Raw genomic sequence first — 24,991 nt, 5'->3', positions numbered from 1 at the left:
GCCAAGGAAACCGTCGAAGCGACCGACTACGTCATTTGGCGTAGGCCAGCCTCAGCGCCGGCGCCCGCCGGCAGCGACCCGGCGGCTCGGCTCGAGCAGACCGTCGCCCTCGTCCTCGTGGGTCGCCCGGTCACGGCCGAGCGACTTGGCAAGATAGAGCGCCCGGTCCGCCGCCTCGAAGGTCGCTTCGAACGCCCGCTCCGCGGGTCGGTCAGCGATACCTGCCGACAGTGTGACGGCGGCGACGCCATGGGCGGTTTCGACCCGGCGCGCGGCGACCGATCGGCGCACCTCTTCCACGAGCATGCCGCAGTCGCCACGGTCCTCGTTCTCGAAGAACACGGCGAACGCCGAACCACCGAAGCGCCCGACAAGATGCGGCGGCGAAAAGACCCGCGCCAGTTCCTCTGCGACGGCAACGATGGCCGCGTCGCCGGCCGCATGGCCATGCCCGTCATTGACGAATTTGAAGCGATCGACATCGAACAGCACGAAGAAACCGTTAACGGTGCGGCCTGCCAGTTCTTCGACGAAGGCCGGCCGGTTCAACAGGCCGGACAGCGGGTCGAGCCGGCTCACCCGCTCGAATTCGGCGCGCGACAGCGAAATTTCGTGGATGGCCATGCCAAGCAGCCAGGCTAGCAGCGCCAGGACGCTCGCCGAGATCAGGACTGTCGTCGAGGTGCCGAAGTCGAGGGCCGCGGGAAAAGCATGAGTCGAAAGGGTGAAATTCACGAGGATTGCCGCGATCATGAGATAGGCCGCCGTGGCGAGCGTGATCGCCACCAGAACGGTGTTCAGCACGAACATCGAAATGTCGGCTCGCGTCTGGAACACACCCACCTCCCACTGGGCCCTCATCCAAAGGGCCACCCTGCCGCGCATAAATCTCTCCATCATCAACAAAGAGACATTACGCCACTTCCTTTCAGACTCCGATAATGCGTTCGATACAAGTTTAACTGTGCCGTTTTGAACCTAAAAAAGGAAATAGCGCTGCGCCATGGGCAGCACGGTGGCGGGCTCGCAGGTCAGAAGCTCGCCATCGGCCCGCACCTCATAGGTCTCCGGGTCCACCTCGATATGCGGCGTCAGGTCGTTCAGGATCATCGAGGCCTTGGAGATCGTGCGCGTATTGCGCACTGGCAGCAACTGCTTGGCAACGCCCAGGCGCTCCCGAAGGCCAAGATCGATCGCCGCCTGCGAGACGAAGGTGACGGAGGAATTCGTGCGCATTTTGCCGAAGGCGCCGAACATCGGGCGATAATGCACCGGCTGCGGCGTCGGGATCGAGGCATTCGGATCCCCCATCGGCGCCATGGTGATCGTCCCGCCAAGCAGCACCATATCGGGCTTCACACCGAAGAAGGCCGGGTTCCACAGCACGAGATCCGCCCGCTTGCCCACTTCGATCGAACCGATCTCATGGCTCAACCCCTGGGCGATGGCCGGATTGATCGTGTATTTCGCGATATAGCGCCGAATGCGCAGGTTGTCGTTGTCACCCGTCTCGCCGGCAAGCCGGCCGCGCTGGCGCTTCATCTTGTCCGCCGTCTGCCAGGTGCGGATCGCCACCTCACCGACGCGACCCATGGCCTGGCTGTCGGAGGAAATGATCGAGAAGGCGCCGATATCGTGGAGAATATCCTCCGCCGCAATCGTCTCCTTACGGATGCGGCTTTCGGCAAAGGCGATGTCCTCGGGGATAGACGACGACAGATGATGGCAGACCATCAGCATATCGAGATGCTCGGCTATCGTGTTGACCGTGTAGGGCCGCGTCGGGTTTGTAGAGGACGGAATAACGTTCGAGTGGCCGCAGATCTTGATGATATCAGGCGCATGCCCGCCGCCCGCCCCTTCCGTGTGGAAGGCGTGGATGGTGCGGCCCCTGATAGCGTCTATCGTATCCTCGACGAAGCCGCTTTCGTTGAGCGTGTCCGTGTGGATCATCACCTGCACATCATATTCGTCGGCAACGGAAAGGCAGCAGTCGATCGCCGCCGGCGTGGTGCCCCAATCCTCGTGCAGCTTCAGCGACGAGGCGCCGGCCTTGACCATTTCCTCGATCGGCGCAGGCAGCGAGGCATTGCCCTTGCCGGCGAGCGCGAGGTTCATCGGAAAGGCATCGAAACTCTCGATCATGCGCTCGATATGCCAGGCGCCCGTGCAGGTCGTCGCCAACGTGCCGTGCGCCGGGCCGGAACCGCCGCCGAGCATCGTGGTGATGCCGCTGACCAGCGCCTCCTCGATCTGCTGCGGGCAGATATAGTGGATATGCGCATCCATGCCGCCCGCAGTGAGGATCTTGCCTTCTCCCGCAATCACCTCCGTCGAGGGGCCGACGATGATGGTGACGCCCGGCTGCGTATCCGGATTGCCAGCCTTGCCGAGCCCGGCGATACGCCCGTTCTTCAGGCCGACATCCGCCTTGAAGATCCCGCTATGATCGATGATCAGCGCATTGGTGATGACGGTATCGACAGCGCCTTCGGCGCGCGTCGCCTGGCTCTGCCCCATGCCGTCGCGGATGACCTTGCCGCCACCGAACTTCACCTCGTCGCCATAGGTGGTAAAATCCTTCTCCACCTCCGCGAAGAGTTCCGTATCGGCAAGACGCACCCTGTCGCCGGTGGTCGGGCCGAACATGCTGGCATAGGCGGCGCGGGACATTCTGTAGGACATGGTCAAGTTCCCCGGGAGGCAGGTGTTTGTTTTATTGGTCGAGACGATCGAGACGGCCGGCGGCGATCAGCGCATTGACCCAGCGCCGCTCCGCGGCGAAAGGATGCCATTGCCAGCCCTGGTGACCGAAGCCGGCAATGGAAATGCGGTCACCCTGCTTGGCAACGTTTTCGAGGACATGGGCGATGACGATGAGCCCGGAACTCGGCACCACATAGGGCGCCGGATCGAAGGCCTTGAGCGCGGCGTCGACCGCATGGTGAACGGCGACCGGAATTCTGCCCAGCCGCCGGCCGGTGGCCTCGGCGAAGGTTTCAAACCCGATCGTGTAGTCGTCGCAGAAATCGTCGAGGTCCGGATGGCTTTGCGCAAGCGCCGCGCGCATCTCGGAAAAGACCTCCGATGTGCGCACACACCAGATTTCCTGCGCCTGCCGCACGGTCTCGCTCGCCTTCCAGCGTCCGCCGGCCAGCATATCCAGCGCCGGTCGGCCAGTGTTGCAGGCGGCGATGATATCCGTCTTGAAACCGCCGCGCCCCGCCGAACGGCAGAGGTTGAAGCGGATCACCATATCGGCGGAATCGATCACGCCGGCCAGCCCTTCCGGGATGTCACCATTGCCGACGATGACGATCCTGCGCGACACCGGCACCCCTCAGTTTTTCTGCTCGTAGACGGTCTTCAGTTCGGCCGTGCGCTTGCGCGTGAGATCGGCGAGGCAGCCGGAAACCAGCATCGGCTCCATCGAGCCGCCCCGCGCCTCGAACCCCGCCAGCTCGCACTGGCCGTCGCGATAGCCGATCCACGCCCGCTGGGCGCGCTTCAACGCATCGACGGCACCGACATAATGCTCGCCCATCTCCTTGGCTTGCGCGTCCATTTCGCGGGCCGCCGCCATCGCCTTCTTGTAGACGGCATTGAGGTCCGTGTCGGCCGCCTGGTAGTCGCGGTCGGCACAGATGTTCATCTCGATCTGCGCCATGGCATTGTTGCAGTCGATCTCCGGCTCGCCATCCTGCGCAGCAGAAAATGAAGCCGAGACGAGAAATGCAGCAGAAGCGAGCAGGACTCTCAGAGGAAAAGCCATATCAGAGCTTTCCCATCACGCTTTGACGAAAACCGTAGATCTCCCGCTTGCCGGCGAAGGGTATGAGACGCACCGTCCGCGTCTGCCCCGGCTCGAAGCGCACGGCCGTGCCGGCAGGGATATCGAGCCGCAGGCCGCGCGTCGTCTCGCGGTCGAAGGAAAGCCCGGAATTCGTTTCGTAGAAATGATAGTGGCTGCCGACCTGGATCGGCCGGTCGCCGGTATTGGAGACGTCCAGCGTCGTGACCGGCAGGCCCGCGTTCAGTTCGAGGTCGCCGGTGGCCGTGATGATTTCACCCGGGATCATGTCTTCCTCACGCAGCTTCCGCCGGGCCGCAGCCTTCGGCTTTCAGGACCCGCTTGGTGGATGGCGGATATTTCGCAAGCAGCGCAGCAGGCCGCACCGGCCGACGCGCGAAGTCGCCGCCGCAATTCGGGCAGACGCCGCCAAGGACGTTGCTCACGCAATCGGCGCAGAAGGTGCATTCGAACGTGCAGATCATCGCCTCCGAGCTTTCCGGCCGAAGATCGCGGTCGCAGCATTCGCAGTTGGGTCGAAGATCCAGCATGGTCCTACCGTATCGGTTCGTGCACGGTCACGAGTTTCGTGCCGTCGGGAAAGGTCGCTTCCACCTGGATGTCGTGGATCATCTCGGGGATGCCTTCCATCACCTGGTCGCGGCTGATGACATGCGCGCCCGCCGCCATCAGATCGGCGACGGACCGGCCGTCGCGCGCGCCTTCCACGACATAGTCGGTGATGAGCGCGATCGCTTCGGGATGGTTGAGTTTCACGCCGCGCTCCAGCCGCTTGCGCGCCACGATCGCTGCCATGGCGATCAGCAGTTTGTCTTTTTCGCGGGGTGTCAAATTCATGGGCGTTCCATCGCTTTGTTCTTACAGTGTCCAGACTTTCGGCACGCTCGCGCCATTGCGCAAGTGCGAAATGACCGGGATGAGTTTTTTTCTGAGCGCGAAACCATCGGCCGCAACGACGCGGGCAACGAGCTTGTCCTGCCAATGGCTGACGCCGCCCTCGGCCCCCTCCAGCAACCGGCGCAATGGCTCCAGATGTACCTCGGCATTGCGGCCGCACAACAGCACGGTCGCGAAAGCGCGCCCACCCGCAAGCACCGCCCGTTCATCCGTCAAGGCAGCGACATCGCCCTCCAGGCGCGCTTCCTCAGCGTGGATTAGCTTACCGGCGCGACGGATGCGCCAGCGATCGCGAAACAACCCCGTTTCCATCCTTTCGCCCATCGCCTTGCGGCCAAGCAGAATGGCCTCGACCGCGAGAAAAGTCGCATCATCGGCCAGATCGACCTCCAGCTTGCGGCGGAGCGAAGACCGGTCGAAAAGAATGGTTTCCTGCGGCAGCCAGTCCGCCCGCGCTCCGGCACCGACTACGATGCGCGTCTCGACCGTTGCGGTAGAGGCGCTTGCCTTGTAGGCCCTCTCGCAGGCTTGCGTGGTCGCGGTCAGGTGCGTGCCGGCGCCAACATCAAACGTCCAGTCGATACGGTCCCCACCCGTCAGACCACCAGCTGTATTGATAAGGACAGCCTCCATCGTCCCGTCAAACGTCTTTGGCAGGCGGATCTTGGCGCAGCCCTCCTGGTAGAGCACGTCGAGCCGCGTGCCGCCGACAGAGGCTTTTGTCGCCAGCCGCCCGGTGCCGCGCGCCCGTTGCGGGCGGACGGGATTGGCTTCCCCATCCTGAACAAGCGGTCGTTCCAAGAGTGTGATCATACCGTTAGATGTCTGCGCGCCTCGGGAGTATCCAGCGTCTCCGCCACCCCCTCATGCACGATCTCGCCACGATCCATGATGTAGACGTGATCCGCAAGCTCTCGGCAGAAATCGAGATACTGCTCCACAAGCAGGATAGCCATGCCGGTGGAATCGCGCAGATATTTGATCGCCCGGCCGATATCCTTGATGATCGACGGCTGGATGCCCTCGGTCGGTTCGTCGAGCACGAGGATTTTCGGCCGCGTCACCAGCGCCCGGCCGATGGCGAGCTGCTGCTGCTGGCCGCCGGAGAGGTCCCCGCCGCGCCGGCCGAGCATGGATTGCAGCACCGGAAAGAGGCTGAAGATCTCGTTCGGAATGAAGCGGTCCGAACGCCTCACCGGAGCGTAACCGGATTCGAGGTTTTCCTTCACCGTCAGCAGCGGAAAGATCTCGCGACCCTGCGGCACATAACCGATGCCCTGCTTGGCACGATTATAGGGCGCCATGCCGTCGAGCTTGACATCGTTGAAGGCGACGCTGCCGGAGGAGAGCGGATGCTGGCCGGTAATCGCCCGCAGCAGGCTCGACTTGCCGACGCCGTTGCGGCCGAGCACGCAGGTAATCTTGCCCATCTCGGCATTCAACGAGATGCCGCGCAGCGCCTGTGCGGCACCGTAGTGGAGATTGACGTTTTCGACGGTCAGCATGGCCTCATCTCCCCAGATAGTTCTCGATGACCTTCTGGTCGGCGCTGACGAAGTCGATCGAGCCTTCCGCCAGAACAGACCCTTCGGCAAGGCAGGTCACCTTGACGCCGAGATCGCGGATGAAGCCCATGTCGTGCTCGACGACGACCACCGAGCGGGTCTTGGCGATCTCCTTCAGCAGGATGGCGGTTTCCGCCGTCTCCGCGTCCGTCATGCCGGCGACCGGCTCATCGACCAGCAGCAGTTCCGGCTCCTGCGCGAGCAGCATGCCGATCTCCAGCCATTGTTTCTGGCCGTGGCTGAGATTGGCGGCAAAATCGTCCTTGCGGTTGGCGAGGCGCACGGTCGAGAGGATTTCCTCGATGCGCGCCTTGTCCTCGGCGGTGAGGCGATAGAACAGCGTGGAGAAGACGCCGCGATTGCGGTTGAGCGCCAGTTCCAGATTGTCCCAGACGGTGTGGCTCTCGAAGACCGTCGGCTTCTGGAACTTGCGGCCGATGCCGAGCTGGGCGATCTCCGCCTCGTCTTTCTGCGTGAGATCGATCGAGCCCTTGAAGAAGACTTCGCCAGAATCCGGCCGCGTCTTGCCGGTGATGATGTCCATCATCGTCGTCTTGCCCGCGCCGTTGGGGCCGATGATCGCGCGCAGTTCGCCGGGCTCGATGACGAAGGAGAGCGAATTCAAGGCCTTGAAGCCATCGAAGGAGACGGAGACACCGTCGAGATAGAGGATGCTGTTGGGTTTTGTGTTGCCAACGAGGGTGTTCATGCCGGTCACTCCGCCGCCTGGGGTTCTGCCGCCGTCGCAAAGGCCCGCGCGTCTTCGGCCTCCCTCGCCTTGCGGTATTCCTTGCGCCGCTCGACGAACTGGCGTGCCGTGCCGACGATGCCCTTGGGCAGGAAGAGCGTGACCAGCACGAAGAGGCCGCCGAGTGCGAAGAGCCAGAATTCCGGGAAGGCAGCGGTAAAGATGCTCTTGCCGCCGTTGACGAGGATGGCGCCGACGATCGGGCCGATCAGCGTGCCGCGCCCGCCGACCGCCGTCCAGATGACGACCTCGATGGAATTGGCCGGATCGAACTCGCCGGGATTGATGATGCCGACCTGCGGCACGTAGAGCGCGCCCGCGACACCGGCCATCATGGCGGAGACCACGAAGGCGAACAGCTTCATATGCTCGACACGATAGCCGAGGAACCGCGTGCGGCTTTCCGCATCGCGCACGCCGACGAGGATTTTTCCGTATTTCGAGCGCACGATGCCCGAGGTGATGATCAGCGAAAGGGCGAGGGCGATCGCCGAGGCCGCAAAGAGTGCGGAGCGCGTGCCGTTTGCCTGAATGTTAAAGCCCAGAATGTCCTTGAAGTCCGTGAGGCCGTTGTTGCCGCCGAAGCCCATGTCGTTGCGGAAAAAGGCGAGCAGCAGGGCGAAGGTCATCGCCTGAGTGATGATCGACAGATAGACGCCGTTGACACGCGAGCGAAAGGCGAACCAGCCGAAGACGAAGGCGAGCAGGCCCGGCACGACGATCGCCATCAGGGCCGCGAACCAGAACATGTCGAAGCCGTACCAGAACCAGGGCAGTTCCTTCCAGTTGAGGAACACCATGAAGTCCGGCAGCAGCGGGTTGCCGTAGGAGCCGCGCGCGCCGATCTGACGCATCAGGTACATGCCCATGGCGTAGCCGCCGAGCGCGAAAAAGGCTGCATGGCCGAGCGAGAGGATGCCGCAGAAACCCCAGACGAGATCGAGTGCCAGCGCCAGCAGCGCATAGGTCAGGTACTTGCCGAACAGCGAGACGATATAGGTCGGCACATGCAGCGGATGGTCCGGCGCCGTCAGCAGGTTGAGCGCCGGAACGAGGGCTGCGAGCAGGAGCAGGATCGCGACCGTGATGACGATGTTGCGCCCGAGCGCCTTGGCGAGAAACGACGTGATCATGCTTCCACCGCCCGTCCCTTGAGTGCGAAGAGCCCGCGCGGCCGCTTCTGGATGAAGAGGATGATCAGCACGAGCACGAGGATTTTTCCGAGCACGGCGCCGGCATAGGGCTCGAGGAATTTGTTGAGGATGCCGAGCGTGAAGGCGCCGACCAGCGTGCCCCAGAGATTGCCCACGCCGCCGAAGACCACGACCATGAAGCTGTCGATGATGTAGCCCTGCCCCAGGTTCGGCGAGACGTTGTCGATTTGGCTGAGCGCCACGCCGGCGATGCCCGCAATGCCGGAGCCGAGCGCGAAGGTCAGCGCATCGACCCAGGGCGTCCTGATACCCATCGAAGACGCCATGCGACGGTTCTGCGTGACGGCGCGCATCTGCAGGCCCATCGGCGTCTTCTTCAAGAGGAAGAGCAGGAAGGCGAAGACGGCGAGTGAAAAGACGATGATCCAGAGCCGGTTCCAGGTCACGGTGAGGCCGCCGAGTTCAAAGGCGCCGGACATCCAGGACGGATTGCCGACCTCCTGGTTCGTCGGCCCGAAGATCGAGCGCACGGCCTGCTGGAGGATCAACGAGACGCCCCAGGTGGCGAGCAGCGTTTCAAGCGGCCGACCGTAGAGAAAGCGGATGATGCCGCGCTCCATGACGAGGCCGACCGCGCCGGTGACAAGGAAGGCGAGCGGCAACGCGATCGCCAGCGACCAGGCGAAGGCGTCGGGATAGGAATTGCGAATGATCTCCTGCACCACGAAGGTGGTGTAGGCGCCGAGCATGACCATCTCGCCATGCGCCATGTTGATGATGCCCATCACGCCGAAGGTGATGGCAAGCCCGATCGCCGCGAGCAGCAGCACCGAGCCGAGCGACAGGCCGTACCAGATGTTCTGGCCGGCGGCCCAGAGTTCCAGCTGGTCCTCGATCTGCTGGATCCCGGTCTCGATATCCGGCCGCAGGCTTTCATCGGCAGAAGAGAGCGCGCCGGAAAGCAGCGACAACGAATCCCGCCCGCCGGTCTCGACGACGGTGGCAATGGCGGCCTTCTTCTCCTCCACCGGCCGATCGGACACGAGGACCGAAGCCGCGCGGGCCTTTTCGAGCACGGCCTTGACCGCGCTGTCCGTTTCACCGGCAAGAGCGGCATCGAGGCCTTCGAGGGAATCGGCGGATGGCGTGCGCAGGATTGTCTGCGCTGCCTGGAGGCGAACGCCTGCATCAGGGCTCATCAGCGTCAGGCCGCCGAGTGCGGCGCGGATCACCCGGCGCAGTCCGTTGTTGACCTTGACCTTTTCGAGCGCCGCCTTGGCTTCCTCGCCGGCTGCGTCTCCCGTCAGGGCGTCGACGAGTTTGAAATTGGAACCGGCCGGCTTGACGATGAAAACCATGCCGTCGGATTTGCGCTGGTAGAGATCACCCTCGGACAAGGCCTCCAGCGCCGGAACGATCTTAGGATCACCCGTCTTGGCGAGCGCTTCGACCTGCTTCTGGTTCTCCTGGAAACTGCCGCCGCCGAGCGCATTGACCATCGTTCGCAGATCGTCTGCGGCTCTGAGGTCCGTCGCAAGCATCGTCACCATCACGCAGAAGGCGATCAGCAGGCATTGCAGGAAACGATGGATGAGCCGCGCGTGCATCTCATGACCTCGAAGCGTTACGCAAGGAAGGAAGGCTTCAATCCCGGCGCGATACGCCGGGACAATGGTTTGTCGGCAAAGCCCCCTCATCCGGCCCTTCGGGCCACCTTCTCCCCGAGGGGAGAAGGGAAACGAGGCGTTGGCGATCTTCCCCTTCTCCCCCGCGGGGAGAAGGTGCCGGCAGGCGGTTGAGGGGGTCTACGCGACACCCTCACCTTCAGGATCAGGAACCCTTGCCGCCGCACTTGCCGGTGGCGACGTTGAAGTTGCCGCACGACATCGGCGCACGCCAATCCGCGATCAGGTCCTTGGAGTCGGCCAGGAAGTCCGACCACTCGTCGCCGACCACGAGGCCGGGCGTTTCCCACACGGTCTCGAACTGGCCGTCGGCCTGGATTTCGCCGATCAGCACGGGCTTGGTGATGTGGTGGTTCGGCATCATGGTGGAGAGACCGCCCGAGAGGTTCGGCACGGAGACACCGATCATCGCGTCGAGCACGGCGTCCGTGTCTGTCGTGCCGGCCTTTTCGACGGCCTTCAGCCACATGTTGAAGCCGATATAGTGCGCTTCCATCGGGTCGTTGGTGACGCGCTTTTCGTTCTTGGTGAAGGCCTTCCACGTCTTGATGAACTCGGCATTCGACGGGTTCTCGACGGACTGGAAGTAGTTCCAGGCAGCCAGGTGGCCGACGAGCGGCTTCGTGTCGAGACCGGCCAGTTCCTCTTCGCCGACCGAGAAGGCGACGACCGGAATGTCTTCCGCCTTGACGCCCTGGTTGCCAAGTTCCTTGTAGAAGGGAACGTTGGCGTCACCATTGATAGTCGAGACGACGGCGGTCTTCTTGCCGGCCGAGCCGAACTTCTTGATGTCGGAGACGATCGTCTGCCAGTCGGAATGGCCGAACGGCGTGTAGTTGATCATGATGTCCTCAGGCTTCACGCCCTTGGAGATCAGGTAGGCTTCGAGAATCTTGTTGGTCGTGCGCGGATAGACGTAGTCGGTGCCGGCGAGAACCCAGCGCTCGACGCCTTCATTCTCGGCGAGATAATCGACGGCCGGGATCGCCTGCTGGTTCGGCGCCGCACCCGTATAGAACACGTTGCGCTGGCTTTCTTCGCCCTCGTACTGGACAGGGTAGAAGAGGATCGAGTTCAGCTCTTCGAAGACTGGAAGCACGGATTTGCGTGAAACGGACGTCCAGCAACCGAACACGGCCGAGACCTTGTTGACCGAAACGAGCTCACGCGCCTTTTCGGCGAAGAGCGGCCAGTCGGATGCCGGATCGACGACGACGGCTTCGAGCTGCTTGCCCAGCAGGCCGCCCTTCTTGTTTTGCTCGTCGATGAGCATGAGCATGGCATCCTTGAGCGTCGTCTCGGAGATTGCCATGGTACCGGAAAGCGAATGCAGGATGCCGACCTTGATCGTATCGTCGGCTGCGAAAGCGCCGTGGAAGGCGGTTGTCGAGAGAATGGCTGCAAGCAATGCGCCGGTGGCGCGCGCCTTGATGGACATGTCGGAACCCCTCTAGTTCTTTTTTTGACCGCAACGGGGCGGAAGCTTTTTTACCGTTGCTTAACAAACTATCGGGCAGCGATGCTGCGCTGCACATACGTCATATTGCGTAGTTGCCGGGGGTAAGCGGGAAGCATTTGCCGCGATGCACCAATTTCGGGCATGCACCATCTGTGTTACGAAGGTTCGGACGGCCGGATAACGGGCCTTGGGAACAGCAGGAACACATGGCCGCACGCCAGCGCATCATACCGATCCGCCGCGAGTACAATCGCTGGGTCGCCAACCAGACGCTGGAAGACTATGCGCTGCGTTTCACCGCCAAAAGCGCGCGGCGCTTCTCCTCCGATCGCATCTCGCAGACCGCGATCGGCGCCATTTCCTTCCTGGCACTGGAAGCGATCGGCGGCGCGATCACCATGTCCTATGGCACGACGAACGCCATCGTCGCCATCGTCGTCGCCAGCCTGATGATTCTGCTGGTCGGCCTGCCGATCAGCCGTTACGCGATCCGCCACGGCGTCGATATCGATCTTCTCACGCGCGGTGCGAGTTTCGGCTATATCGGCTCGACGCTCACCTCACTGATCTATGCGAGCTTCACCTTCATCCTGTTCGCCATCGAAGCCTCCATCATGTCCGGCGCGCTGGAGCTGGCGCTCGGCATACCGCTGTGGATCGGCTACATCATTTCGTCCGTGGTGGTCATTCCGCTAGTGACGCACGGCGTGCAGCTCATCTCGCGCTTCCAGCTCATCACCCAGCCGTTCTGGATCGTGCTCAACATCCTCCCTTTCGTCTTCATCGCCTTCGCGGACTGGGAGAAGATCGACCTGTGGCTTGCCTATTCCGGCCTGCACCACGCTTCCGGCCCACCCGGCACCTATGCCCCCTTCAACCTCGTCGAGTTCGGCGCAGCCTCCGCCGTCATTTTCGCGCTGATGGCGCAGATCGGCGAGCAGGTGGATTTTTTGCGTTTCCTGCCGCCGGATGGGCAGCGCAAGCTGCACCACCGCATCGCGGTGTTTCTCGCCGGTGCCGGCTGGGTCATCGTCGGCGCGCCGAAACTGATCGCCGGGTCGTTCCTCGTGGTGCTGGCGCTGTCGGCCGGCGTGCCCTCCACCCGGGCGGCCGATCCGGCGCAGATGTACTATACCGCCTTCGGCTACATGCTGCCGTGGGATAGCGCGGCCCTGCTGCTGATGGTGGCCTTCGTGGTGGTCTCGCAGCTCAAGATCAATGTGATGAACGCCTATGCGGGCTCGCTCGCCTGGTCGAACTTCTTCTCGCGCCTGACCCACAGCCATCCCGGCCGTGTCATCTGGCTCGTCTTCAATGTGGCGATCGCGCTGCTCCTGATGGAGCTCGGCATCTACCGGCTCCTGGAGGAGACTCTGGGCGTCTTCTCGATCGTCGCCATGGCCTGGCTGTGCACGATTTCCGCCGATCTCTTCCTGAACAAGCCGCTTGGCCTCTCGCCCCCCGGCATCGAGTTCAAGCGCGCCCATCTCTACGACATCAACCCGGTCGGTCTCGGCGCGATGACGCTGTCAGCGATCATCGCGCTCACCGCCCATTTCGGCACGTTCGGCGACATCCCCGCCTCGCTGGCGCCCTACATCGCCGCTGTTGTCGCCTTCATCGCCTCCCCTGCCATCGCCTGGGCGACAGGCGGCAAGTACTACCTCGCCCGCAAGCCGCGCAGAAGCTGGGCGAAGGAGCAGTCAATCACCTGCTCGATCTGCGAACATCCGTTCGAGCCGGAAGACATGGCCTGGTGCCCGGCCTATGCCGCACCGATCTGCTCGCTCTGCTGTTCGCTCGACAGCCGCTGCCATGACCTCTGCAAGCCGAAGGCCCGCTTCAACGCGCAGGTGGCAGGTGTTGCAAAAACCATCCTGCCGGCACCGGTGACGGCAGCGCTTGGCACGCGCCTTGGCCGCTACGGCATCGCGACCGCCCTCTCCATCACCGGCATGGGCATCATCCTCGCCATGATCGCCCATCAGGTCGCCACCAGTTCGCCGGAGACGGCAACCGTGGTGGAACGCACCATCGCCATCGTCTTCTTCGTCTTTGCCGTGGTGGCGGGCATCGTCTGCTGGTTCTATGTGCTGGCGCATGACAGCCGGGTCGTCGCCGAGGAAGAATCGTCGCGCCAGACCACCCTCCTCCTCAAGGAAATCGCCGCGCACAAGAAGACCGACGCTGCCCTCCAGCAGGCGAAGGAAACGGCCGAGGCCGCCAACCGCGCCAAGAGCCGCTACGTCGTCGGGCTCAGCCACGAGCTGCGCACCCCGCTCAATGCCGTGCTCGGCTATGCCCAGGTGCTGGAGCGCGACGAGAGCATACCACCGCAGCGCCAAGGCGCGATCCGCGTCATCAAGCGCAGCGCCGATCACCTCTCGGGACTGATCGACGGCCTGCTCGACATTTCCAAGATCGAGGCCGGCAAGTTGCAGGTCTATTCGAACGAGATCAACATCCACGAATTCCTCGACCAGATCATCGAGATGTTCCGTCCGCAGGCGCAGGCGAAGGGCGTGGCCTTCGAGCACAGCCGCTCCGCCAGCCTGCCGCAATATGTGCGCACCGACGAGAAACGCCTGCGCCAGATCCTCGTCAACCTCATCTCCAATGCGATGAAATTCACCGATAGCGGTCGCATCTCGCTCGATGTCATCTATCGCAGCCAGGTCGCGACCTTCACCGTCGCCGATAGCGGGCGCGGCATCCTGGAAAAGGACCTGCCGCGCATCTTCGAGCCCTTCCAGCGCGGCGATGCCGAACATGGCCGCATGCCGGGCCTCGGCCTGGGACTCACCATCACCCGGCTGCTCACCCAGACGCTAGGTGGCGAGATTTTGGTGAAGAGCGAGCGCGACAAGGGCACGGAGTTCAAGGTGCGCCTCATGCTCTCGGCGATCGACCGCCCGACGGCACCGAAGGTCCTGCATATCAAGGGGTATAGCGGGCCGCGGCGGACCATCCTCGTCGTGGACGACAATGCGGACCATCGCAACCTGATGGAAGAGGTGCTGCGGCCGCTCGATTTCACGGTGCTGACGGCCCGAAGTGCGGCGGATTGCCTGTCGCTCATCGAAGGCTTGAAGCCCGACCTTTTCCTGATCGACATTTCCATGCCCGGCATGAACGGCTGGGAGCTGGTGGAACGGCTGCGCCTTCTCGGCCAGTCCGGCCCGATCATCATGCTCTCGGCCAATATCGGCGACGGCTCCGCCTCCGCCCGGAACGGTCACAACGACACGCTGGCTAAACCCTTCGACATCCGCCAGCTTGCCGACAAGCTTGCTTTGCATATGCGGCTCGATTGGATCTATCGGGGCGAGACGATGGTGAAGGAGCCCGAAAAGGCAGCCATCATCATTCCGGCGGAGACCCATGTGCAGGAATTGATCCGGCTCGGCGAGATCGGCTATGTGCGCGGCATCGAGGCGAAGCTTGCCGAGATCGCCCGCACGCCCGAACACCAGCCGTTCACCGATGCAGTGCGCGCCTATGTGCAGGCCTTCGATCTTTCCGGTTACGATGCTTTCCTGAAGACCATGGACCCCCAAGAGGACGCTGCCCGTGACTGAAACGGCCACCCCGCGCGATATCGTCCTCATCGTCGACGATTCACCCGAAGCCCTCGGCTTTCTGACCGAAGCGCTGGAGCAATCCGGTTTTTCCGTGCTGATCGCCACCTCCGGCGCCTCGGCATTGAACATCGTCGACCGCATCACCCCGGACATGATCCTGCTCGATGCCGTCATGCCCGGCATGGACGGTTTCGAGACCTGTCAGCGCCTGAAGGCGAACCCGGCGGCAAGCCCCGTACCCGTCGTCTTCATGACCGGGCTGACCGAGACCGAACATGTCGTGCGGGCACTCGAGGCCGGCGGCGTCGACTATCTCACCAAGCCGATCAACATCGACGAATTGCGCGCCCGCATACGCGTTCACCTCACCAATGCCCGCTCAGCCCAGAGCGCCCGCGTCGCGCTGGATGCGGCGGGGCGGCATCTGCTTGCCGTGAGCGGTGAGGGAAAAATCCGCTGGTCGACACCGCAGGCGACACGCCTCGTCAATGCAGCCACCGGCAGCGATGAAGGCCTCGACGCGGTATCCGTGCACATCCGCACATGGATGAAGGCGCGCGAGCGGCCGGGCATGGCGCGCGAAACCACCTTCGCCATCCGGCAGACGGGCCAGGCGAGCCTGCAACTCTCCTTGCTCGGCGCGATCGGCGCGGACGAATATCTCTTCCGCCTGACCGCGGAGAACCGGCTATCCGACGACGAGATCCTGCGCCAGCATTTCTCGCTGACCCAGCGCGAATCCGAGGTGCTGCTGTGGATCGCCAAGGGCAAGGCCAACCGGGATATCGGCGAAATTCTGGGACTGAGTTCACGCACCGTCACCAAGCATCTGGAACAAATCTACGTGAAGCTCGGTGTCGAGAACCGCGCATCCGCGGCCGTCAAGGCGGCCCACGTCCTCCACGAAGTCTAACAAAAAAGCCCGGCGCGAGGCCGGGCTTGAGGTTAAGCGGCCGGGCGGCGTCGATGCACCGCCCGTTCCGTAAACAATGACTACTCGTTCTGGAAGTAGGTGTACTTGCCGTCGTCACCCTTCTTCCAGGTGTACAGAACGTAGTCCGGGCGGGTGATGTCGCCCTTTTCGTCAAAGCCGAGTTCGCCGATGGCGGTCTTGAACGGGCCCTTCGCCTTGATGGCTTCTGCAACGGCCTGCGGGTCGTTGCCGCCGGCAGCCTTGGCGCCTTCAGCGATAACCTGAACGGCAGCGTAAGCATAAAGCGTGTAGGCTTCCGGCTCGAAACCAGCTGTGCGGAACTTCTCGACGAGGTCCTTGGCAGCTTCGTTCTTGCGCGGATCCGGAGCAAACGTCATCAGCGTACCGTCAACGGCGTCGCCAGCGATGGAAGCCAGTTCGTTCGAGACGATACCGTCGCCCGAGATGAACTGCGCCTTCAGGCCCTGGTCGGCAGCCTGACGCTCGATGAGGCCGAACTCGGTGTGCAGGCCGCCCCAGTAGACGACCGTTACGCCGGCTTCCTTCATCTTGGCGATGAGCGCCGAGAAGTCCTTGTCGCCGACGTTGACGCCTTCATAGATCACTTCCGTGATGCCGGCTTCGTTCGTCGCCTTCTTGGTTTCGTCGGCAAGACCCTGGCCATACGGCGTCTTGTCATGCAGGACAGCAACCTTGCCGTCCTTGAAGTTCGCGGCGATGAAGGCACCGGCTACGGCGCCCTGCTGGTCGTCACGACCGCAGGTACGGAAGGTGTTCCACAGGCCGCGCTCGGTATAGGTCGGGTTGGTCGAGGCAGGCGAAATCTGCAGGACGCCGTTTTCGGCGTAGATTTCCGAAGCCGGGATGGAAACGCCCGAGTTGAAGTGACCGACAACGAACTTTACGCCGTCAGCAACGAACTTGTTGGCAACGGATACGCCCTGCTTCGGGTCGGACACGTCATCGCCGAGCACGACCTTGATCTGCTCGCCGTTGATGCCACCGGCTGCATTGATGTCGGCAGCAGCCTGCTCGACGCCCTTCTGCAGCTGTGCGCCGAAGGCAGCGTTCGGACCGGTCAGCGGACCACCGACGCCGATCAGGATGTCGGCCCAGGCGCTGCCGCTGAATGCGACCATTGCAGCCAAAGCAACGGCCGACATGAGAGACTTCTTCATATTATTACTCCCAGATTTATAGCGGGTTCGTTTCAACCGGTCGCAACACCCGCATTCATTGCGCCGATATCGCTATGCCGCAGCCGAGAACCGGCTGCGGAGTTCCCTTTGTTATTTTGACTTCCAGGAGAAAGGCGATGCCTTTTCATAGAGCCAGTAGTAATTGCTGGTCATCTGCCGCGTGCGGTAAAAGCGGTAACCGAGCGTAGCAAACAACAAAAGCACGGCGGTGTCCACGACATAGTACTGCAGCGTCAGCATGCTGCCATGGAACAAAGCGTGATGGATGAAACGGATCGCGACGCCCAGAAGCAGGACGTAGATGAGCAGCGTCGTGTAGTTCTGCCAGTTCTCCGCAACGCTCTTGCCGGTGCGCCACGCGGTCCAGCCGCCCATGATGACGGTAATGAACAGGAACTGCCAGATCGACGGTTCTTCGTAGAGAATTCCCTGCATTTTCTTATCTCCCCTTACAGCGCCGCGCATCATTTCATGACGCGCAAAGGTCGCTGTAACTTCCTGCATCTGCACATGATCCCGCGGGGGACCGTGTGCCGCCGCCTTAGTGGCGCCCGCCTTCGAGATAGGCGGCACGCACTTCCGGATTGGCCAGAAGCTCCTTGCCCGACCCGCTCATCGTCACCTTTCCATTGACCATCACATAGGCCCGGTTGGAGAGTTTGAGGGCGGCAAAGGCGTTCTGCTCGACGAGGAACACGGTCAGCCCCTGCTCCTCGTTCAGGACCTTGATGGCGTCAAAGATCTGCTTGATGATCAGCGGCGCGAGGCCGAGCGACGGCTCATCGAGCAGAAGCAGCTTCGGACGCGCCATCAGCGCACGGCCGATGGAGAGCATCTGCTGTTCGCCACCCGAAAGCGTGCCACCACGCTGGGCCTGGCGCTCCTTGAGACGCGGGAAGAGCGTGAAGATCTTCTCCACGTCCTCGTTGAAAAACTTCAGATTGTCGAGGCTCGCGCCCATCTGGAGGTTTTCGTAGACCGTCATGCGCGGAAAGATGCGGCGGCCTTCCGGCGACTGCGCGATGCGGCGGCGTGCGATGAGATGCGTCGGCAGGCGCGTGATGTCCTCGCCATCGAAGGTGACCATGCCGGTGCGCGCCTGCGGGCTGCCGCAGATCGTCATCATCAGGGTCGACTTGCCGGCGCCGTTTGCGCCGATCAGCGAGACGATCTCGCCCTTCTTGACTTCGACGTCGACACCCGCGAGTGCGCGGATGTTGCCGTAATAGGTTTCCACGCCCTGGACGCTGAGAAGCGTATCGCTCATGAGTGCGAATCTCCCTGCGGGCCTGTGCTCTCCGCGATCACCTCGATTTCCTCGATCACCTCTTCGACCTCATCATCTTCAACACCGAGATAGGCCGCGATAACCTTCGGATCGTTCTTCACATGGTCCGGCGTGCCATCGGAAATCTTCTGCCCGTATTCGAGCACGACCACATGGTCGGAGATCTCCATGACGACGGACATATCGTGCTCGATGAGCAGGATCGACGTGCCGCTGTCTTTCCGGATGGAGCGCAGGAGTTCGTTGAGCGCCAGCGACTCGCGCGGGTTGAGGCCGGCTGCCGGCTCGTCAAGGCAGAGAAATTCCGGCCCCGTGCACATGGCGCGGGCAATTTCCAGACGGCGCTGCGCGCCGTAAGGCAGGTCGCCCGCCGGATCGTCGGCACGCTCGGTCAGGCTTGCCTTGTCGAGCCAGTATTTGGCGATCTCGATCGATTCCGCCGCGGCCTTCTTGTAGGTCGGGAAGCCGAGCAGGCCGAGGATCGTGTAGCCCGACGCCTTCATCAGCATGTTGTGCTGGGCGACGAGCAGGTTTTCGAGAACCGTCAGGCCAGAGAAGAGCCGGATGTTCTGAAACGTACGCGCCACCTTGGCATCACGCGTGATCTCGAAATCGGTCATGCGTTCGAGAAGGAAGTCCTTGCCCGCCTTCTGGCGCATGGTGATCATGCCCATGGTCGGCTTGTAGAAGCCGGTCACGCAGTTGAACACCGTGGTCTTGCCCGCACCGTTCGGGCCGATGAGCGCCGTGATGTCGCCGCGGTATGCCTCGAAGGAAAGGTCGTTGATGGCCATGAGGCCGCCAAAGCGCATCGAGAGATGCTCGACCGTGAGGATGGGATCTTTCGTCATCGTGTTCGTCGCTATGTTGGTCTCGGGCGCCATCAGCCGTGCCCTTCCTTGGTGAAGCTGCCGGAGACGACCTTGCGCTCCTTGAGGAAGGCTGTCGGTTCACGGCTTCCGACGAAGCCGCGCGGCTTCAGGACCATGACGACGACCATCGCCAGACCGAAGATCAGCATGCGGTAGAGTTCCGGTGTGAATTCCGGACCGAAGATGGCCTTCAGGAACGTCATCTCACGCAGAAGCTCGGTGCCGCCGACCATGACCACCGCGGCGATGGCAATGCCGATGAGAGACCCCATCCCGCCGAGAACAACGATGGCGAGGATGATGGCCGATTCGAGGAAGACGAAGCTCTCCGGCGAGACGAAGCCCTGGCGCACGGCGAAGAAGGAGCCGGCAAAACCGCCGAACATCGCACCGATGGAGAAGGCCGTCAGCTTCGTGGTCACCGTGTTGATGCCGAGCGAACGGCAGGCGATCTCGTCTTCACGCAGCGCCTCCCAGGCGCGGCCGATCGGCATGCGGCGCAGGCGGATCGTCACATAGGCGGTGAGCAATGCCAGCGCCAGGATGAGATAGAACAGGAAGATCTTGTAGTAGGCCGAGGACATCGGCAGGCCGAAGACCTTGGCGAAATTGTTCGGTGCGCTGACGTCGAAGGACCAGATGCCGAAAACCGAAGCCTTCGGAATGCCCGAGACGCCGAACGTTCCCTTGGTGACTTCCGTCCAGTTTATCAGGACGAGACGGATGATCTCACCGAAGGCGAGCGTGACAATGGCGAGATAGTCGCCCTTGAGACGCAGCACCGGGAAGCCGAGGATCATGCCCCAGAAGGCGGCAAGGATGCCGGCCAGCGGCAGCAGCGCCCAGAAGGACAGGCCGAAATATTGCGACAGGAGCGCGTAGGAATAGGCGCCCACCGCATAGAAGGCGACATAGCCAAGATCGAGCAGGCCGGCGAGGCCAACCACGATGTTCAGCCCCCAGGCCAGCATCACGTAGATGAGGATCTGGATACCGAAGTTGTCGACCCATTTCAGCGAGCCCTGTACCCCGAAGATCATGACCATGAGTGGGGGGTAGATGAGCAGCACAACGATGGCGATCGTGCTCAGGTTACGCTTGAAGAAGCTCTGTTCGCCTTCGGTTTCCGGCTTTGCGGCAGCGTTGGCCTTGCGGGCAGCCAGCCACGGGCGGAGATAGGCGACGGCAAGAAAGCGGCCGACGGCGGCAACGATCACGAAGACCGCCAGCAGACCCCAGCGCTGGTTGAGCACAAGCTCGTTGCGGATGTTCTGCGTGGTTTCGAGACCAACGAAGAGGACGAAGAGGCCGAGCGAGATGATGCCGGCATAAAAGCCCTCGCGCAGAGCCTGCGCCGTCAGGTTACCGCCGGCGCGCTCAGGAGTGTTCGAAATGTTGGACATGGATCAAACCTTCTCGACTTCCGGTCGTCCGAGAATACCGGACGGCTTGAAGATCAGGACGATGGCGAGGATGGAGAACGTCGCAACGTCCTTGTAGTCGATGGTGAAGTAGGCGGACCACAGGCTCTCGATGAGCCCGATGAGCAGACCACCCAGAACAGCACCCGGAAGCGAGCCGATGCCGCCCAGAACCGCCGCCGTGAAGGCCTTGACGCCCGGAATGAAGCCGTCGGTGAAGACGGTCACGCCGTAATACATCAGGTACATGGTGCCGGCGACCGCAGCGAGCGAGGCGCCCATGATGAAGGTCACGGAAATCGTCCGGTCGACGTCGATGCCGAGCAGCGCCGCCATCTTGCGATCCTGCTCCGTCGCGCGCTGGGCGCGGCCAAGCGAGGTCTTGTTGACGATGTACCAGAACACCGTGAGCAACGTGACCGTGAGGACCATGATGATGATCTGCTTCAGCGAGATCGAGATGCCGTAGACGTTGTAGACCGAAGACACCATCGGCGGGATCGGCTTGTTGCGCGGACCCTGCGTCACCTGGATGAAGTTGGACAGCGCGATCGACATGCCGATTGCGGTGATCAGCGGCGCCAGACGGAACGAACCACGCAGCGGCCGGTATGCCACTTTCTCGATCGTCCAGTTCCACAAGGACGCCGTCAGCATGGCCGCGGCGATCATGATCAACAACAGAAGCACGACCGGAAGGCCGACAAACGTCGTCGTGAGGACAAGGAAGACGATGAGAGCGGCAAATCCACCCAACATGAAGATATCGCCATGGGCGAAATTGATCATGCCAATGATGCCGTAAACCATGGTGTAGCCGATGGCTATCAAACCATAAATAGATCCAAGCGTCAGCCCATTGACGAGCTGCTGGACGAAGTACTCCATATATATAATCCCCCGGATGCGGTTCCTGATAGGCCACATCTCTTGTTCTTGACGCTCATTTTTGAGCTTGTTTAGACAAGGAGATTCCATACCGCTTTCGAGACAAAAGGGAAGCCAAAAAAGTCCCGATCGACAATTTCTTTAGCAAGAAGCGTTAAATGACGTAATTAACGCCAGAGAAACCAAAAAAACGGCAGGAAAAACCGTACTTTTGTGCAAAATAGTGCACGAAAGCTGCAAAACGCGATGTATCAATTTGATACATCGCGTTGCATGATCCGTATCAAATCACCCGCGCATTTTCGCGCCGGACGGATCGAAGAGCGGCTCCGGTTGCAAGCGGGCCGCCAGCACCTCTCCGAGGAGCTCGATCGACCAGCCCGTCTCGACGTCCGCGATCTCCTTCGGCACGTAGCCGACGGCAACCGAGACGCCGGCCGCATGGGCATAACCGCCCGACGTCACCCATCCGCGCACCGCGCCGTCCAGATAGATCGGCTCGTCGCCGATGACGTCCGCATCCTTCGCCTCAAGGATGAAGGTGCGCAGCCGCAGCGCGCCACCTGATTCGCGTTCGGTCTTTGCCGCAGCCTTGCCGATGAACGCCGCGCCCTTGCCGACCGCAACGAAACGCTCCAGCCCCGCCTCGAGCGGGCCATAAAGCGGGCGGTATTCCCGCGACCAGCTGCCATAGGATTTTTCGAGGCGCAGCGCATTGAGCGCCCGGAGACCGAAGAGCTTGATGCCGAACTCGGCACCGGCCTCCAGGATCAGGTCGTAGAGATAGCGCTGGTATTGCGGCTTCATCCAGATCTCATAACCTAGATCACCCGTGTAGCTGACACGTCCGACGATCGCCGGCGCCATGCCAAGGTCCATCTTCCGCACGGCCATGAAGGGAAAGGCCGGGGTCGAAAGGTCCTGATGTGTCAGCTTCTGCAGCACGTCGCGCGCCTTCGGGCCGGCAATCGCCAGGCCGACGAGCCCGAGGTTCAGCGCTTCGAGCGTCACTGATCCATCCTTCGGCAGGTGCGTCTCGAACCAGCGCATGTGATAGTCTTCGGCGATGCCGGAGCCGATGAGCAGGAAATCCCCCTCGCCCAGTTTCGCCAGCGTGAAATCACCGATGAGCTTGCCGTCGTCCTTCAGCATCGGCGCCAGCGTCATGCGACCCGTCGCCGGAATGCGGCAGGTCAGCAGCCCGTCGAGCCAGGCTTCGGCACCCTCCCCCTTCACCGCATATTTGGCGAAGCCGGAGGTCTCCATCAGGCCGACGCTCGCGCGCACCGCGCGCACTTCTGCGCCCACCGTCTCGAAATCCGTCGAGCGACGCCAGGAGAACTGATCCTCGACACCCTTCGGCGCAAACCACAGTGGCGCCTCCAGACCGTAGGACGCCCCGAAGACGGCACCCGCCCCCTTCAGCTTGTCGTAGATCGGCGTCGTCAAAAGCGGGCGGGCGGCCGGCAGTTCTTCGTTCGGATAGCGGATCGAGAAGCGGCGCGAATAGTTTTCACGCACCTTGGCATTGGTGTAGCCGAGCGTTGCGAAATCACCGTAGCGGGAAACGTCCATCGCGAAGACGTCGAAGCCCGGATCCCCGTGGATCATCCAGTTGGCAAGCGCGAGGCCCACGCCACCGCCCTGGCTGAAGCCGGCCATGACCGCACAGGCCGACCAATAGTTCGTCATGCCGCGCACCGGGCCGACGAGCGGGTTGCCGTCCGGCGAGAAGGTGAAGGGGCCGTTGATGACCTTCTTGATGCCGGCCTTGTTGAAGGCCGGGAAGTGGCGGAAGCCGACTTCCAGCTCCGGCGTGATGCGCTCGATATCCTCTTCCAGCAGCTCATGGCCGAAATCCCACGGCGTGTTCAGCGGCGACCACGGGCGGCAGGCCTTTTCATAGGTGCCCATCAGCATGCCGTTGCGCTCCTGCCGGAGATAGATCTCCCCATCGAAGTCGACGCAATGCATCAGTTCCTTGCCGCGCGTCTGGTTGAACTCGATGACCTCGGGCATGTCCTCGGTGATGAGGTACATGTGCTCCATGGCGAGCACCGGCAGTTCAAGCCCGACCATGCGGCCAACCTCGCGCGCCCACAGGCCGCCGCAGTTGACGACATGTTCGGCGATGATCTCGCCCTTGTTGGTGATGACACGCCAGCTGCCGTCCTCGCGCTGCACGAGGTCTTCCACCTTGGTGTGCAGGTAGATGTCGGCGCCGTTCTTCTTGGCCGATTTCGCATAGGCATGCGTCGTGCCGTAGGGATCGAGATGGCCCTCGACCGGGTCGAACACCGCGCCGACGAACTGGTCGGGATCGAGCAACGGCATCAGCTCATGCGCCTCCTTCGGCGTCAAAAGATGCGCGTCGAGGCCCATGTAGCGGCCCTTGGCGAGGATCGACTTCATCCAGTCGAACCGATCCTTGGTCGATGCCAGCATCATGCCGGAGGTCATGTGCAGGCCGATATCCTGGCCGGAGTATTCCTCGATCTCCTTGTAAAGCTCCACCGTGTATTTCTGCAACTTGGCAACGTTCGGATCGCCATTGATCGTGTGCATGCCGCCGGCCGCATGCCAGGTCGATCCGGAAGTCAGCTCCGAACGCTCGACGAGCACGACGTCGGTCCAGCCGAATTTGGTGAGATGGTAGAGGACGGAACACCCGACGACGCCGCCCCCGATGACGACGACCCTTGCATGGCTCTTCATGAAAAACTCCGGCTTTCGGCGGGTTGAAGGGAACTGTGTGTTGCGGACGAAACACAGCCTATTTTGTCCCCCGGAGGCCCTACAAGCCCGTGGTGCGAAACCTCATGTCGCTTTGCCGATTTCGGGTGTCGGGATTGAGGTCGCCGCGCGGTGAAAAGACGGATTCACGATGCCAGCGTGCTGCATCGTGACGCTGCCCCCGCTCCGGCATGCCTGTCTCAGCGCGTCGCGAAATCCACCGACAGCTCGTGGCTGCGTGCCATGACCTTGAGATCGCCCATCAACGCCTCCGCGAAGCTGCGCATGACGACGAGATCGAAGCTCTGTGCATCGGTCCGGGCGAGGTTGACCGACAGGTGGTTGCACAGCACGTTCGCCGCCCGGCCGACCGGGAACGCATCCCCATGAAGATCGACGGCAATGCCGTTGGCCAGGATGCGCGCAGCATCCGGGCCAGAGAGCGTCAGGGCGACGCGGCCATGGCTCTGATCGATAACGAAGGCGAAACCACCGGCGCGAACAGACAATTCTGCGGCAAGCGTTTCCGGCGCATGCACATCAGACAGCACCAGCCATTCGCCAGGCCCGGCAAAACGCACCTCGAACTCGCCGGTCGAAACGAGAATGCCCGCCGCCTCGGCAGTCTGGCCGGGCGCCGCCAGAACCATGGCGATCGCCGTTGCGCGATGGGCAGCGAGATGGTTGGCCCGCCGCTCGGAAACTGCTCCAATCGTGCCGTCCAGTGCATGTACCGCTTGATAGTCGTAAGCCATC

At 62.3% G+C, this 24,991-nt stretch carries 23 protein-coding genes; 2 read left to right on the top strand and 21 right to left on the bottom strand.

The features are described 5' to 3' along the window. Positions 1-51: 51 nt before the first annotated feature. The 13 genes from ACT6VE_RS00180 to urtA form a co-directional block, all read right to left on the bottom strand. A complete protein-coding gene (locus ACT6VE_RS00180) occupies positions 52-837 on the bottom strand; it encodes a GGDEF domain-containing protein (protein WP_444796625.1) in 786 nt (261 codons plus the stop codon). 141 nt (positions 838-978) lie between these two features. Beyond that, a complete protein-coding gene (ureC, locus tag ACT6VE_RS00175; protein ID WP_444796624.1) occupies positions 979-2,685 on the bottom strand; it encodes an urease subunit alpha in 1,707 nt (568 codons plus the stop codon). A 31-nt stretch (positions 2,686-2,716) separates the two neighbouring features. Then, entirely contained in the window at positions 2,717-3,337 is a 621-nt protein-coding gene (locus ACT6VE_RS00170; protein ID WP_444796623.1) for a Urease operon accessory protein, read from the bottom strand. Between the two features lie 3 nt (positions 3,338-3,340). After that, the gene (locus ACT6VE_RS00165) at positions 3,341-3,772 is read right to left on the bottom strand and encodes a lysozyme inhibitor LprI family protein (RefSeq protein ID WP_444796622.1); all 432 of its coding nucleotides are present in this window, start codon (positions 3,770-3,772) and stop codon (positions 3,341-3,343) included. A 1-nt stretch (position 3,773) separates the two neighbouring features. Further along, complete coding sequence (locus ACT6VE_RS00160; RefSeq protein WP_444796621.1) at positions 3,774-4,079, bottom strand: urease subunit beta; 306 nt, start codon at positions 4,077-4,079, stop codon at positions 3,774-3,776. A 7-nt stretch (positions 4,080-4,086) separates the two neighbouring features. Beyond that, positions 4,087-4,341 carry a DUF1272 domain-containing protein gene (locus ACT6VE_RS00155; protein ID WP_444796620.1) on the bottom strand — a complete coding sequence of 85 codons (255 nt, stop codon included), beginning with the start codon at positions 4,339-4,341 and terminating at the stop codon, positions 4,087-4,089. A gap of 4 nt (positions 4,342-4,345) precedes the next feature. After that, entirely contained in the window at positions 4,346-4,648 is a 303-nt protein-coding gene (locus tag ACT6VE_RS00150) for an urease subunit gamma (protein ID WP_444796619.1), read from the bottom strand. Between the two features lie 21 nt (positions 4,649-4,669). After that, entirely contained in the window at positions 4,670-5,509 is an 840-nt protein-coding gene (locus tag ACT6VE_RS00145; RefSeq protein WP_444796618.1) for an urease accessory protein UreD, read from the bottom strand. Positions 5,510-5,517: 8 nt separating this feature from the next. Beyond that, on the bottom strand, positions 5,518-6,213 hold the full coding sequence (gene urtE / locus ACT6VE_RS00140) for an urea ABC transporter ATP-binding subunit UrtE (RefSeq protein ID WP_444796617.1): 696 nt from the start codon (positions 6,211-6,213) through the stop codon (positions 5,518-5,520). A 4-nt stretch (positions 6,214-6,217) separates the two neighbouring features. After that, positions 6,218-6,982 (bottom strand): urea ABC transporter ATP-binding protein UrtD, encoded by a 765-nt coding sequence (urtD, locus tag ACT6VE_RS00135; protein ID WP_444796616.1) that lies wholly within the window; start codon positions 6,980-6,982, stop codon positions 6,218-6,220. A gap of 5 nt (positions 6,983-6,987) precedes the next feature. Beyond that, positions 6,988-8,154, bottom strand: a complete 1,167-nt coding sequence (gene urtC, locus ACT6VE_RS00130; RefSeq protein ID WP_444796615.1) for an urea ABC transporter permease subunit UrtC — start codon at positions 8,152-8,154, stop codon at positions 6,988-6,990. Beyond that, the gene (gene urtB, locus ACT6VE_RS00125) at positions 8,151-9,782 is read right to left on the bottom strand and encodes an urea ABC transporter permease subunit UrtB (protein ID WP_444796614.1); all 1,632 of its coding nucleotides are present in this window, start codon (positions 9,780-9,782) and stop codon (positions 8,151-8,153) included. The genes urtC and urtB overlap by 4 nt, the downstream gene beginning before the upstream one ends. A 223-nt stretch (positions 9,783-10,005) precedes the next feature. After that, the gene (gene urtA / locus ACT6VE_RS00120; protein WP_444796613.1) at positions 10,006-11,298 is read right to left on the bottom strand and encodes an urea ABC transporter substrate-binding protein; all 1,293 of its coding nucleotides are present in this window, start codon (positions 11,296-11,298) and stop codon (positions 10,006-10,008) included. 227 nt (positions 11,299-11,525) lie between these two features. Between urtA and ACT6VE_RS00115 the strand changes: the two genes are divergently transcribed. Together ACT6VE_RS00115 and ACT6VE_RS00110 are read left to right on the top strand one after the other, a co-directional pair. Next, positions 11,526-14,897 carry a hybrid sensor histidine kinase/response regulator gene (locus ACT6VE_RS00115; protein WP_444796612.1) on the top strand — a complete coding sequence of 1,124 codons (3,372 nt, stop codon included), beginning with the start codon at positions 11,526-11,528 and terminating at the stop codon, positions 14,895-14,897. After that, positions 14,890-15,813, top strand: a complete 924-nt coding sequence (locus tag ACT6VE_RS00110; protein ID WP_444796611.1) for a response regulator — start codon at positions 14,890-14,892, stop codon at positions 15,811-15,813. The genes ACT6VE_RS00115 and ACT6VE_RS00110 overlap by 8 nt, the downstream gene beginning before the upstream one ends. Before the next feature lie 80 nt (positions 15,814-15,893). On the opposite strand, the gene ACT6VE_RS00105 is transcribed toward ACT6VE_RS00110, so the two are convergent. The 8 genes from ACT6VE_RS00105 to ACT6VE_RS00070 form a co-directional block, all read right to left on the bottom strand. Beyond that, on the bottom strand, positions 15,894-17,012 hold the full coding sequence (locus tag ACT6VE_RS00105) for a branched-chain amino acid ABC transporter substrate-binding protein (RefSeq protein WP_444796610.1): 1,119 nt from the start codon (positions 17,010-17,012) through the stop codon (positions 15,894-15,896). Between the two features lie 111 nt (positions 17,013-17,123). Beyond that, positions 17,124-17,468, bottom strand: coding sequence for a DUF6867 family protein (locus ACT6VE_RS00100; protein WP_444796609.1), 345 nt, complete (start codon positions 17,466-17,468; stop codon positions 17,124-17,126). A 106-nt stretch (positions 17,469-17,574) separates the two neighbouring features. Further along, positions 17,575-18,300: an ABC transporter ATP-binding protein gene (locus ACT6VE_RS00095; protein WP_444796608.1), complete on the bottom strand. Its 726-nt coding sequence runs from the start codon at positions 18,298-18,300 to the stop codon at positions 17,575-17,577. Beyond that, positions 18,297-19,205, bottom strand: coding sequence for an ABC transporter ATP-binding protein (locus tag ACT6VE_RS00090; RefSeq protein WP_444796607.1), 909 nt, complete (start codon positions 19,203-19,205; stop codon positions 18,297-18,299). Before ACT6VE_RS00090 ends, ACT6VE_RS00095 begins: the two co-directional genes overlap by 4 nt. Next, positions 19,205-20,596, bottom strand: a complete 1,392-nt coding sequence (gene livM / locus ACT6VE_RS00085) for a high-affinity branched-chain amino acid ABC transporter permease LivM (protein ID WP_444796606.1) — start codon at positions 20,594-20,596, stop codon at positions 19,205-19,207. Before livM ends, ACT6VE_RS00090 begins: the two co-directional genes overlap by 1 nt. 3 nt (positions 20,597-20,599) lie before the next feature. Further along, complete coding sequence (locus ACT6VE_RS00080; RefSeq protein ID WP_444796605.1) at positions 20,600-21,502, bottom strand: branched-chain amino acid ABC transporter permease; 903 nt, start codon at positions 21,500-21,502, stop codon at positions 20,600-20,602. Between the two features lie 288 nt (positions 21,503-21,790). Next, a complete protein-coding gene (locus tag ACT6VE_RS00075) occupies positions 21,791-24,217 on the bottom strand; it encodes a GcvT family protein (RefSeq protein ID WP_444796604.1) in 2,427 nt (808 codons plus the stop codon). A 218-nt stretch (positions 24,218-24,435) separates the two neighbouring features. Further along, complete coding sequence (locus ACT6VE_RS00070; protein WP_444796603.1) at positions 24,436-24,990, bottom strand: sarcosine oxidase subunit gamma; 555 nt, start codon at positions 24,988-24,990, stop codon at positions 24,436-24,438. Position 24,991 lies beyond the last annotated feature (1 nt).

Source organism: Shinella sp., from assembly GCF_052438155.1.
GTDB lineage: Bacteria > Pseudomonadota > Alphaproteobacteria > Rhizobiales > Rhizobiaceae > Shinella.
This window is presented reverse-complemented; position numbering and strand designations above follow the sequence as displayed.